The sequence below is a fragment of the Brevibacterium sp. CS2 genome, assembly GCF_005280295.1.
In the GTDB taxonomy this organism is placed as follows: Bacteria; Actinomycetota; Actinomycetes; order Actinomycetales; family Brevibacteriaceae; genus Brevibacterium; species Brevibacterium pityocampae.
This window is the reverse complement of record NZ_CP040020.1, coordinates 2,906,155-2,918,900: the sequence shown is the minus strand read 5'-3', so window position 1 is coordinate 2,918,900 and position 12,746 is coordinate 2,906,155. Positions and strand designations below refer to the sequence as shown.

Annotated in this window: 6 protein-coding genes and 3 rRNA genes; 8 read left to right on the top strand and 1 reads right to left on the bottom strand. The window is 64.5% G+C overall.

Going from position 1 to position 12,746, the window contains the following annotated elements; translation table 11 throughout:
* Positions 1-36: 36 nt before the first annotated feature.
* The 8 genes from FDF13_RS13105 to FDF13_RS13070 all read left to right on the top strand — a co-directional run bounded on the left by FDF13_RS13105 (position 37) and on the right by FDF13_RS13070 (position 10,342).
* A complete protein-coding gene (locus FDF13_RS13105) occupies positions 37-1,206 on the top strand; it encodes a CPBP family intramembrane glutamic endopeptidase (protein ID WP_137320027.1) in 1,170 nt (389 codons plus the stop codon).
* Positions 1,207-1,672: 466 nt separating this feature from the next.
* Positions 1,673-3,203: ribosomal RNA gene (locus FDF13_RS13100) — 16S ribosomal RNA — on the top strand.
* A 438-nt stretch (positions 3,204-3,641) separates the two neighbouring features.
* Positions 3,642-6,751 (top strand): 23S ribosomal RNA (locus FDF13_RS13095).
* Between the two features lie 201 nt (positions 6,752-6,952).
* Positions 6,953-7,069, top strand: a 5S ribosomal RNA gene (rrf, locus tag FDF13_RS13090).
* Together the 16S, 23S and 5S rRNA genes form the textbook arrangement of a ribosomal RNA operon.
* 218 nt (positions 7,070-7,287) lie before the next feature.
* Positions 7,288-8,016 (top strand): Sir2 family NAD-dependent protein deacetylase, encoded by a 729-nt coding sequence (locus FDF13_RS13085; protein WP_101649554.1) that lies wholly within the window; start codon positions 7,288-7,290, stop codon positions 8,014-8,016.
* A complete protein-coding gene (locus FDF13_RS13080; RefSeq protein ID WP_137320026.1) occupies positions 8,013-9,023 on the top strand; it encodes a nitronate monooxygenase family protein in 1,011 nt (336 codons plus the stop codon). The genes FDF13_RS13085 and FDF13_RS13080 overlap by 4 nt, the downstream gene beginning before the upstream one ends.
* Before the next feature lie 195 nt (positions 9,024-9,218).
* Entirely contained in the window at positions 9,219-9,746 is a 528-nt protein-coding gene (locus tag FDF13_RS13075) for an SRPBCC domain-containing protein (RefSeq protein WP_137320025.1), read from the top strand.
* A 2-nt stretch (positions 9,747-9,748) separates the two neighbouring features.
* Positions 9,749-10,342, top strand: a complete 594-nt coding sequence (locus FDF13_RS13070) for a TetR/AcrR family transcriptional regulator (RefSeq protein WP_101649560.1) — start codon at positions 9,749-9,751, stop codon at positions 10,340-10,342.
* Between the two features lie 145 nt (positions 10,343-10,487).
* Here FDF13_RS13070 and FDF13_RS14865 read toward each other — a convergent pair whose 3' ends face one another.
* Positions 10,488-12,527: a choice-of-anchor I family protein gene (locus FDF13_RS14865; RefSeq protein ID WP_175406979.1), complete on the bottom strand. Its 2,040-nt coding sequence runs from the start codon at positions 12,525-12,527 to the stop codon at positions 10,488-10,490.
* Between the last annotated feature and the right edge of the window lie 219 nt (positions 12,528-12,746).

The following is a 12,746-nucleotide window of genomic DNA, read 5'->3' as shown; positions in this document are numbered from 1 at the left end:
GCGGGTGGCGAGTGCGGTGAGCCGGAGCGGCCGGCGATGACGGTGCCGCAGCACGATGATCCGCGTGCTCCGCTGTCCCCTGCCGGCAGTCCGCCGGCACCGCGCTCGGGTCCTCCCGCCGGGGTGACGAGCCGTTCGCCGGTCCCGGTTCGCGCGGCACCGCCGGCGGAGTCCGGATCGCCGCGCGGGGTCGCGGTGTTCGCCGTCATCGCACTCGCCCTGCCCTGGCTGCTGTGCCTGCCGCTGTGGATCACTGCAGTGGATCTGGCTCCCGGAACCACGCTGGGTGCCGCGGCCGCCGCGCCGAGCGGCCCTGGCGACACCGATCCCGGAGCCGTGCTCGCGATGCTCCTGCCCCAGATGCTCGTCGGCCTCATGATGTTCGCTCCGAGCATCGCCGTCCTCGTCGCCGGGCGCTGGGTCGACGGGATGCCGTGGCGCCGTCTCCTCGTCGCAGTCGGGCTCGGCCCCGTCCGCACCCAGCCCGGCTTCCCGCCGGCACGACGTGGTGCGGCGCGCCTCATCGGCGTCCTCGCCCTCGCCCTGCTCGGCACCTGGGCGATCGCCGGTGCCGCGCTCGTCACGGCGTTCCTCGTGTCCGACGCCCGGCCGCAGCTCGCGGGTTCGGTCTTCGAAGCGCTCACCCGGGGTGAACCCCTCACCGTTGTCGTCGTGGCACAGCTCGTCGGGGTGGTACTCGGATCGTTCGTCAACACGGTGCCCGCCGCGGGCGAGGAGATCGGCTGGCGCGGGTATCTGCAGCCCGCCCTCACCGCGCGCCTCGGCCTCGTGCCGGGGCTGGTGCTCGGGGGAGTGCTGTGGGGAGCGTGGCACGCACCGGTCCTCCTGCTCGGCTACAACTTCGGGCTCTACGACCTCCGGGGCGTCGGGCTCATGTGCATCGCCTGCGTGCTCCTCGGGGTGTGGCTCGGCTGGCTGCGTGGGGTCTCCGGTTCGGTGTGGCCGGCCGCGCTCGCCCACGGTGCCTTCAACGCCGCGGCCGGGCTGCCGCTCCTCTTCCTGCCGGCGGCCGGGGAGTTCGATGTCATCCGCGCCGGGCCACTCGGGCTCGCCGGGTGGATCGTGATGGCGCCGCTCGCCCTCGGGCTGGTCGTCGTGACGCGCCGGGCCGTGCGGAGAGCGCAGCGCCAGGCGGCGGATGCCGCGCTCCTGGGCGGAATCACGCGCGCCGACGAACACGGGTGAACCCCGGTTGAACAGTGCGTGACGGAGGTCACGGGATCTCGAGTTGCGCGGGGCGCGGGGAGTCAGTAGGTTAGTACCTGTTGCTCGACGGAAACACCGAAGCGAGCGGGCCGGATCGGTCGGATACGAACCGATCACAGAGCCCCGCTTCCACTGGAACGACAGAAGAGCAGCACCCGATGAAGTCTCTCGGCGGACATCCGCCGGCTGATGGAATGTGGCTCAGGTCACAGCAGATACGACTTGCGCAGCAGGTCGGCTCGGGTCTAGAGTAGGAACTCGGCCGCGCTGCGGAGAGCACAACGGAAACGTTGGGTGAACTGCGGACAGCGTCTGTTCTTTGAGAACTCAATAGCGTGTTTGTTTGTTTTTGTGATGCCAGTTTTTTTGTTGTAACTGGTTGATTGAAAATTTGGTGGAGAAATCATTTTCTCTGTCTTTTTCTTTTGGCTGGGATTGTATTTTTCTTATGGAGAGTTTGATCCTGGCTCAGGACGAACGCTGGCGGCGTGCTTAACACATGCAAGTCGAACGCTGAAGCCTGCAGCTTGCTGTGGGTGGATGAGTGGCGAACGGGTGAGTAACACGTGAGTAACCTGCCCCTGACTCTGGGATAAGCCCGGGAAACTGGGTCTAATACCGGATATGACCATTCTCCGCATGGAGTGGTGGTGGAAAGTTTTTCGGTTGGGGATGGGCTCGCGGCCTATCAGCTTGTTGGTGGGGTGATGGCCTACCAAGGCGACGACGGGTAGCCGGCCTGAGAGGGCGACCGGCCACACTGGGACTGAGACACGGCCCAGACTCCTACGGGAGGCAGCAGTGGGGAATATTGCACAATGGGGGAAACCCTGATGCAGCGACGCCGCGTGGGGGATGACGGCCTTCGGGTTGTAAACCTCTTTCAGTAGGGAAGAAGCCTTCGGGTGACGGTACCTGCAGAAGAAGTACCGGCTAACTACGTGCCAGCAGCCGCGGTAATACGTAGGGTACAAGCGTTGTCCGGAATTATTGGGCGTAAAGAGCTCGTAGGTGGTCTGTCACGTCTGCTGTGGAAACGCAAGGCTCAACCTTGCGCGTGCAGTGGGTACGGGCGGACTAGAGTGCAGTAGGGGAGTCTGGAATTCCTGGTGTAGCGGTGAAATGCGCAGATATCAGGAGGAACACCGGTGGCGAAGGCGGGACTCTGGGCTGTAACTGACGCTGAGGAGCGAAAGCATGGGGAGCGAACAGGATTAGATACCCTGGTAGTCCATGCCGTAAACGTTGGGCACTAGGTGTGGGGTCCATTCCACGGATTCCGCGCCGTAGCTAACGCATTAAGTGCCCCGCCTGGGGAGTACGGCCGCAAGGCTAAAAACTCAAAGGAATTGACGGGGGCCCGCACAAGCGGCGGAGCATGCGGATTAATTCGATGCAACGCGAAGAACCTTACCAAGGCTTGACATACACCGGAATGTGCCAGAGATGGTTCAGCCCTTTGGGCTGGTGTACAGGTGGTGCATGGTTGTCGTCAGCTCGTGTCGTGAGATGTTGGGTTAAGTCCCGCAACGAGCGCAACCCTCGTTCTATGTTGCCAGCACGTGATGGTGGGAACTCATAGGAGACTGCCGGGGTCAACTCGGAGGAAGGTGGGGATGACGTCAAATCATCATGCCCTTTATGTCTTGGGCTTCACGCATGCTACAATGGTCGGTACAGAGGGTTGCGAAGCCGTGAGGCGGAGCGAATCCCAGAAAGCCGGTCTCAGTTCGGATCGTAGTCTGCAACTCGACTACGTGAAGTCGGAGTCGCTAGTAATCGCAGATCAGCAACGCTGCGGTGAATACGTTCCCGGGCCTTGTACACACCGCCCGTCAAGTCACGAAAGTCGGTAACACCCGAAGCCGGTGGCCTAACCCTTGTGGGGGGGGGAGCCGTCGAAGGTGGGACTGGTGATTGGGACTAAGTCGTAACAAGGTAGCCGTACCGGAAGGTGCGGCTGGATCACCTCCTTTCTAAGGAGCTAACACATTACGTGTTGCCACGCTCGGGCCGTTCGTGTCCGTGGTGGTTGCTCATGGGTGGAACATCACAAGAACTGCTCTCACTGGGGTCTTCGGATCCGGGTGGGGTGCTTGCCGGCGGGTCGCACAGGGTGCGGTCCGGTTGGTGGGGGATGGGCACGCTGTTGGGTCCTGGGAGAACAGGCCCCCACGTTTGTGGGTGGGTGTTTTTCTGTGGATGGCGGTCCTGCTGCCGGCATCAACCGTTCGGGTTGGTGTGTGGGGTGGGGTCTGCTGGTTGTTTGAGAATCGTATAGTGGACGCGAGCATCTGGACATCGCATACATGCCGTGGGTGTGTGTGGGGTGTTCTGTGTGATTTTGTTGTTGTGTTTCTTGTGTTATCCGACTCGGATGCTCCTGGTCATGCTGCGTGTCAGTGTGTGGGGGTGTGTGAGTGTTCAAGAGCGCATGGTGGATGCCTTGGCATCAGGAGCCGATGAAGGACGTTGTAACCTGCGATAAGCCTCGGGGAGTTGGTAAACGAACGGTGATCCGAGGGTGTCCGAATGGGGGAACCCCGCGACATGTCATGTGTCGTGACCCGCATCTGAATATATAGGGTGTGTGGGGGGAACGTGGGGAAGTGAAACATCTCAGTACCCACAGGAAGAGAAAAATAAGAATGATTCCGTGAGTAGTGGCGAGCGAAAGCGGAAGAGCCTAAACCGTGTGTGTGTCAAGCGTGCAGGTGTTGCATGTGCGGTGTTGTGGGGCTATCCGTCTGAGGGCTGCATTCCTTGGGCATGGCTGTTGTGTGCGTAGTCGAACAGGTTGGGAAGCCTGACCGGAGTGGGTGAGAGTCCCGTAGACGAAACGTGTGCTGGTTGTGTGTGATGGTTCCCGAGTAGGACGGGACTCGTGTAATCCCGTGTGAATCTGCCAGGACCACCTGGTAAGGCTAAATACTCCCTGATGACCGATAGCGGATAGTACCGTGAGGGAATGGTGAAAAGTACCCCGGGAGGGGAGTGAAATAGTACCTGAAACCATGTGCTTACAAGCCGTCAGAGCCTTTCGGGGTGATGGCGTGCCTTTTGAAGAATGAGCCTGCGAGTTAGCGGTGCGTGGCGAGGTTAACCCTGGTGGGGTAGCCGTAGCGAAAGCGAGTCCGAAGAGGGCGTCCCAGTCGCGTGTCCTAGACCCGAAGCGGAGTGATCTAGCCATGGGCAGGGTGAAGCACGTGTAAGAGCGTGTGGAGGCCCGCACCCACTTCAGTTGAAAATGGAGGGGATGACCTGTGGTTAGGGGTGAAAGGCCAATCAAACTCTGTGATAGCTGGTTCTCCCCGAAATGCATTTAGGTGCAGCGTTGCGTGTTGCTTGCCGGAGGTAGAGCTACTGGATGGCTGATGGGCCCCACCGGGTTACTGACGTCAACCAAACTCCGAATGCCGGTAAGTGTAAGCGTGGCAGTGAGACTGCGGGGGATAAGCTTCGTAGTCGAGAGGGAAACAGCCCAGACCACCAACTAAGGCCCCTAAGCGTGTGCTCAGTGGGAAAGGATGTGGAGTTGCGAAGACAACCAGGAGGTTGGCTTAGAAGCAGCCACCCTTGAAAGAGTGCGTAATAGCTCACTGGTCAAGTGATTCCGCGCCGATAATGTAGCGGGGCTTAAGTACACCGCCGAAGTTGTGGCAATACCACGTGTGATGAGCCGCCGGCATGTCCGGTTGGTTGAGTTGTGGTATTGGGTAGGGGAGCGTCGTATGGCCGGTGAAGCTGCGGAGTGATCCAGTGGTGGAGGCTATACGAGTGAGAATGCAGGCATGAGTAGCGAAAGACGGGTGAGAAACCCGTCCGCCGGATGACCAAGGGTTCCAGGGCTAGGCTAATCCGCCCTGGGTAAGTCGGGACCTAAGGCGAGGCCGACAGGCGTAGTCGATGGACAACGGGTTGATATTCCCGTACCGGCGAAGAACCGCCAATACCGAGGCATGTGATACTAACCAGCCGAGACTGTCTCCTGTCCTTCGGGACGGGTGTGCGGTCGAGGGTGGGACCTGAGTGTGTAGTAGGTAAGCGTATTAACAGGTGTGACGCAGGAAGGTAGCCGGGCCGCGCGATGGTTGTCGTGGTCTAAGGTCGTAGGACGACAGGTAGGTAAATCCGTCTGTCGTGTGTCTGAGAGCTGATGGGCACCCACATCTGGTGGGTGATCCGGTGATCCTATGCTGCCGAGAAAAGCATCGACGTGAGGTTCTAGCCGCCCGTACCCTATTACCGACTCAGGTGGTCAGGTAGAGAATACTAAGGCGATCGAGATAATCGTGGTTAAGGAACTCGGCAAAATGCCCCCGTAACTTCGGGAGAAGGGGGGCCATCCTGGTGAGGAAGATTTTCTCTTCTGAGCTGGTGGTGGCCGCAGAGACCAGGGAGAAGCGACTGTTTACTAAAAACACAGGTCCGTGCGAAGTTGTAAGACGATGTATACGGACTGACGCCTGCCCGGTGCTGGAAGGTTAAGAGGACCTGTTAGAACTTCGGTTCGAAGCGGAGAATTTAAGCCCCAGTAAACGGCGGTGGTAACTATAACCATCCTAAGGTAGCGAAATTCCTTGTCGGGTAAGTTCCGACCTGCACGAATGGCGTAACGACTTCTCCACTGTCTCAACCACGAACTCGGCGAAATTGCACTACGAGTAAAGATGCTCGTTACGCGCAGCAGGACGGAAAGACCCCGAGACCTTCACTACAGTTTGGTATTGGTGTTCGGTGTGGCTTGTGTAGGATAGGTGGGAGACTGTGAAGCATGCACGCCAGTGTGTGTGGAGTCATCGTTGAAATACCACTCTGGCCATAGTGGATTCCTTAACTTCGGACCCTGATCGGGTTCAGGGACAGTGCCTGATGGGTAGTTTAACTGGGGCGGTTGCCTCCCAAAGAGTAACGGAGGCGCCCAAAGGTTCCCTCAGCCTGGTTGGCAATCAGGTGTCGAGTGTAAGTGCACAAGGGAGCTTGACTGTGAGACGGACGTGTCGAGCAGGAGCGAAAGCTGGGACTAGTGACCCGGCCGTGGATTGTGGAATCGCGGTCGCTCAACGGATAAAAGGTACCTCGGGGATAACAGGCTGATCTTGCCCAAGAGTCCATATCGACGGCATGGTTTGGCACCTCGATGTCGGCTCGTCGCATCCTGGGGCTGTAGTCGGTCCCAAGGGTTGGGCTGTTCGCCCATTAAAGCGGTACGCGAGCTGGGTTTAGAACGTCGTGAGACAGTTCGGTCCCTATCCGCTGCGTGCGTAGGAAATTTGAGAAGGGCTGTCCTTAGTACGAGAGGACCGGGACGGACGAACCTCTGGTGTGCCAGTTGTACCGCCAGGTGCATGGCTGGTTGGCTACGTTCGGAAAGGATAACCGCTGAAAGCATCTAAGCGGGAAGCCTGCTTCAAGATGAGATTTCCATTGAGGCGCCCTACAGACTATGGGGTTGATAGGCCAGATGTGGAAGCGCAGCAATGCGTGGAGCTGACTGGTACTAATACGCCGATCACTCACCCACCACCCTTTTCCGGGTGTGTTCGGGTCGGGTAACACAAGCACACACAACACCGTGTTTGAATCCTTTTATGAGAGCACACTCCAACCGTCGGGTTGGTGAGTATGCTTCGCGTCCACTAGAACAATGACCATCCCGGCCGGCAGCGGTCCTGGGTGGTTCCGCAGAAACCGGACACGTGCGAGCGTGTTCGTCCCATGGTTTTGCGGTGGTCATAGCGGCAGGGAAACGCCCGGTCCCATTCCGAACCCGGAAGCTAAGCCTGCCAGCGCTGATGGTACTGCACTCGACAGGGTGTGGGAGAGTAAGTCACCGCCGCAATATTCTTCAACGAATGGCACACCCCGAACGGGGTGTGCCTTTCGTCATTCACCCACGAAGCACCGCCCACCGATAAGAGACCCCGAGCTCGGGGGCCTTGCCTCAGGCACACCCACGCCCGGGTGTGCCTTCTCTCATTCAATGGGGCCCTCGGGCTTCGCCCGCATCCTGCGCTGCACGCCTGGGCAGCGACCCTGGACTCGGGCGACAATGGAGACATGAGCACTCAACCGTTGATCACGTTCCTCACCGGCGCCGGGATCAGCACCGGAGCCGGCATTCCCGACTTCCGCGGGCCCCAGGGGGTGTGGACCAGGGACTCCGAGGCCGAGAAGACCTCCACTCTCTCCTGGTACCTGCGCGACCCGGAGATCCGGAAGCGCGCCTGGCAGCTGCGTGCCGCCTCGGCCGTCTGGGACGTCGAACCCACCCCGGCACACCGTGCGATCGCCGAGCTCGAGGGTTCCGGGCAGATCTCCGGCATCATCACGCAGAACATCGACGGCCTCCATCAGGCCGCCGGCTCGAGCCCCGAACTCGTCCACGAGGTCCACGGCAACGTGCGCCGGTGGCGCTGTGAGTACTGCCGGGCGGCCGGTCCGATGGCAGAGATGATCGATCGGGTCCGTGCGGGGGAGGAGGATCCGCCGTGCCCGATGTGCGGCGGCATCATCCGCGCCACGACGATCCTGTTCGAGGAGATGCTCGACGCAGACGTCATCGACGCCGCCACCTCCGCCGCGGAATCCTGCGACATCATGATCGCCGTCGGCACCAGCCTGTTCGTGCAACCGGTCGCTTCCCTGTTCCCGCTCGCACTCGAGTTCGGCGCCGCCGGAGTCATCGTCAACGCGGAGCCGACCCCGTTCGACTCCGCCGCCGACGAAGTCATCCGCGGCGACATCCAGGACGCACTCCCCGCCTACCTCGAAGGACTCCGCTCATGACATTCCGCCTCACCGACCTCACCCACCCGATCATCCAGGCGCCGATGGCCGGCGGACCCTCGACCCCGGCGCTCGTCGCCGCGGTGAGCCGCGCCGGCGGACTCGGTTCGCTCGCCGCCGGCTACCGCACCGCAGCGGACATGGTCGACGAGATCGCCGCGGTCCGCCGTCTCACTGACCGCCCCTTCGCGATGAACGTCTTCGTGCCGGAGGTGCACCCGTCTGCCCCGGGCGACCTCGACGCCTACGCCCGCGCGCTCCGCCCTTTCGCCGCAGAGCTCGGAGTCCCGGCCCCCGAGGTCCGACCCGCCGGCGACGACGAGTACGGCGCGAAGCTCGAGGAGCTCCTCGCCGACCCCGTCCCCGTCGTGTCCTTCACCTTCGGACTCCCCACCGCGGAGCACGTCCACGCGCTGCAGGAGGCCGGGAGTGCGGTCGTGCTCAACGCGACGACCGTCGCCGAGGCTCAGGCGGCCCTCGCGCTCGACCCCGACGCTCTCGTGCTCCAGGGACCGCTGGCCGGTGGGCACCGCGCCCAGCACGACCAGCGGGCCGAACCCTCCGAGCTGCCACTCGAGGCACTCTTCGATGCCGTGCGCGGTCTCACGTCCGTGCCGCTCATCGCCGCCGGAGGACTCGCGACGCGCGCTGACGTGGCTCGCGTGCTCGAGGCCGGCGCGCATGCGGCGCAGGCGGGCACCGCGTTCCTCCTCGCCGCGGAGGCCGGCACCAGACCGCTCCACCGGCAGGCGCTCGAAGCTGGGCGCTCCACCGAGACCGTCGTCACCCGGGTGTTCTCCGGCCGCCCGGCCCGCGGACTGCGCAACGCCTTCATCGAGCGGATGACCCGGCACTCCGTTATCGGTTACCCCGAGGTCCACTTCCTCACCAGCCCACTTCGGGCGGCGGCAACCGACCCCGACGGCATCAACGCCTGGGCGGGGACGGGATACGCGCACTGCAGGCGCGCCTCGGCCGCGGAGATCCTCGCCGACCTCGCTCCCTGAACCCGCGCGCCGCCCCCTCTTCCCATCCGATCGGGGAGGCAATGCTCCGCTCGGGCGGGCCGCGACCGTGCGGAGAACGGCGGATCCAGTGTCGGAAACCTGCTGGAATCGAGTGCTCACAGGTATTGCTAACAGTGTTAGCCGCACGCTAAGGTAACAGTGTTAGCTGCATTCGCATCCAGCCCAGGGGGCATCATGAATCCCGGACAGATCATTACCGTCATCGTCGCCACCATCGTCTGCATCGTCGCCGGGTCGTTCGTTCACGGGGCCCTGCGCCCCGTACGCGTCACCGCGACCACGGACCTCGCGGCATCTCCGGCAGAGGTGTGGGCCGTGCTCGCCGACACCTCTGCCTACCACGAGTGGAACCCTTCGATCATCGAGAGCAGCGGCACCGTCGCGGAGGGGGAGCGCCTCGACAACACCGTGGTGTTCGGTGACGGCACCATGCGCTTCACGCCGCGCGTCCTCGTCGCCGATCCCGGCCGCGAGCTCACGTGGCGCGGCAGCACGGCGGTCCCCGGGCTCGCCGACGGCACCCACTCCTTCGTCCTCTCACCGCTCCCCGACGGCGGCACCCGTCTGACGCAGGAGGAGACCTTCGTCGGCGCCCTCGTGCCGTGGACCACCGGCATGCTCAGGGCGATGGAGCCGGAGTTCGTCGCGGTCAACACCGCGATCGGCGAACGTGCCGCGCAGCTGCAGCAGTCCCGGCCGTGACCATGGATCCAGAGGAGGCCACCACGTCGGACGCTCCGGCCCCGTCCTCCGATCCGCCGGTCATTCCGGAGCGGACCGCGCGCGTCGATGCGATCGTCGCCCGCGCCCGGGTCCTCGTCGAGGACGCCGGGTGGGAGGCGCTGTCGACGCGCATCCTCGCCGACGACCTCGGGATCCGCGCGCCCTCGCTCTACAAGCATCTCTCCGGCAAGGAGGAGCTGCGCACCCTCCTCCTCACCGACGCCTTCATCGAGATCGGCACGCGCTGCTGGGAGGCGGTGCGCAGCGCCGCCGTGGAAGGCGAGGAGTCGGCGGTCGGTGCCCTGCTCACCGAGTACCGGAGCAGTGCGAGCGGCTCCGCCGAGCTCTACCGACTCGCCACCACCGGTCCGCTCGACCGCTCAGCACTCCCGCCCGGGCTCGAGGAGTGGGCGGGCACACCATTCTTCGAGGCCACGGGGGACCCGGTGCGGGCGCAGGCGCTGTGGGCGGCGGCCCACGGGCTCGCGATCCTCGAGGTCGACGGCCGGTTCCCGCCCGGCAGCGACCTCGACGCCGCCTGGCAAGCCCTCGCCCACGCCTTCGACGCCGGCTGACTGCAGGACCACACCCGACTGCGCGGTATCCCGAACCGAGCGCACAATTGCGCGCTCGGTTTCGGATACCGCGCAGTTCGCTGGAGGCGGTGCGCTCCTCGCCCCGTGCCCCGCTCTCAGGAACCTTCGGAAATCGAGGTCTGGGTCAGGAACGGGCGCGGCGGGTGAGCCAGACGGCTGCGGCGCCGATGGCTGCGAGGAGAGCGCCGATCCCGGCGAGGATCGCCGCGTCCGTGCCGGTGCGCGGCAGCGGTCCGCCGCCTGCCCGATCGTCGGAGTCGTCATCGGAACCGCCGTCGGGACCCGGAGCCGGGGCCTGCGTGCTCGTCGGCGTCGCAGTCGGCTCCGCGCCGTCCGTCGGGGAACCGGTCGGAGCCGGGTCGTCCGTCGGAGTAGGTCCGGTGCTCGGCTGCTCGGTCCCGGGGGCGCTCGGGTCGTCGCCGGGCCGATCCTCGGCGAGGTCGCTCTTCACGTGGTAGAAGGTCGTCGTGCCCGTCACCTCGTTGCCGATGACGAGCATGCCGGCCACGCCCTCGGCGGGGGTCTCCATCTGGGCGGCCGGGACGAAGACGATGCTCTCCGGCCCGGAATCGCCGGCCGCGTCGAGGTCGGCACCGAGGTCCTCAACCCCGAAGTTCCGGTTGTTGAAGTAGGTGACGAACTCCGCATCGTCGGGCCGGGTGATGTCGTAGACCATGACCCCGCCCACCCGCTCGAGACCGATGAAGGCGAAGGTCTTCTCACCGATGGACCCGACCTCGATCGCCTCGGGCTCGGGGCCCTTGTCGTCGGAGCGGTCGTCGAAGCTCGATTCGGTGTTGTCGGAGTTGAAGAAGTCCGGAACGGCCTCCGCGGTGATCTTCTCGAACTCGTCCCGGGAGTCGAACACCACGGCACCGTCGGTGTCGAGGATCGAGAACGAGCGGCCGCCGAAGCCGTGGATCTGCTCGTAGCACGAGCCGTCGGCGCTGAGCCCGTTCGCCGCGGTCGCCTTGAGCCGTCCGAGGTCCTCGTCCCGCTGGAGCTCCTCGATGCTCATCCCGGCCTCCGCCGCGACGGACTCGCACAGCGGGGCGACGCCGTCCGTGCCGAAATCCTTGACCCGGATCTCCTCGGAGTAGCCGTCCCAGTCGCGGGAATCGCCCTCGTTCGCGGTGAGCAGGTAGTCGCTGCCGCCGATCGACACCGACTTGAGCGTGTCGGGCATCATGAATGTCTGCACCGGCCAGGTGTCGAACCCGATCCCGCCGTCCCGATCGGAGACATCGGTGTCGACCGCGGAGAGGTCCTGGGTGCCGAGCGGGAGGAGACGCTCGACCGAGGCCGAGGCGAGGTCGACGACCGCGAGTGCGTTCGCCTCCTGCAGGGAGACGTAGGCGCGCTCACCGATCACCGTCGCGTACTCGGGCTCGAGGTTCTCCGCCACCGGGAACTCCGGGGTGCCGGTGCCGGCGTCCTCGCGACCGCCGAAGATCCGCACGCCCTCGGGCAGGGCATCGCCCTCGAACGCGCGGAACCCGGCGAGCCGCACATCGTCCTGCTCCGGGGCCGCGACGGAATCCGGCAGGGCGATGACGCCGACCGAGCCCTCCGGGTCGACGGAGTAATCCTCCGCCGGCTCGCCCTCGTTCGCCACCACGGCGAAGTCCCCGGCGGGGGAGAAGGTGATCGAATCGGGCAGGGCGCCGGTGCGCACCGCGCCGAGCGCCGCCGGCTTCGCACCGGAGAGGTCGAAGAAGGAGATCCACCCGGCCTCGGTCTTCGTCGGGTGCTCGACGGCGATCGCCGCGAGGCCGTCCTCGCGGACCGCAACCGAGTTCGCCACGCCGCCGGCCGGCACCGTCGAACCGTCGGCGGCGGCGATGCCGGCCGAATCGAGCTCGAACAGCTGCTGGGGATCGGCCGGGTCGCTCGAATCGAGGACGTTCACGGTGCCGGCCGCGGCGTTGACGACGAGAGTCTGCTGCTGGGCGGCGTAGTGGACGACGATCTCCGCGGCGCTCTCCTCGAACAGTCCGGTGCGGTGCACGCCGACCGGATCGAGGGTGAGTGCGGGATCCGCCGCCGAGTGCTCGATCGCGCCGGCGGCCCGAGCGGTTGCGGCATGGGCCGTCACGGCCGGGGCGAGGGCGGTGATGCCGACGAGAGCGGTGGTGAGCAGTCCGGAGACGAGAGCGCGGGGCATGGAGGCCTTTCGGTGGGTCGGTGCGGCCGGCGGCGGTGCGCGGGCCCGCCTCCGTGCCGGAGGCGACTCGTCCGAGATTAGGAAGGAGAGGCGGGTGTGAGGCGAGCGTCACGTGGACGGCTGGTGAATTCTCCGGCTGTCCGAGCACGGGTCTAGAATGGGGGTCGACAATCCCACCCCATATCCGCATAGGGAGAACCGTGCCGCATCCTGACGACA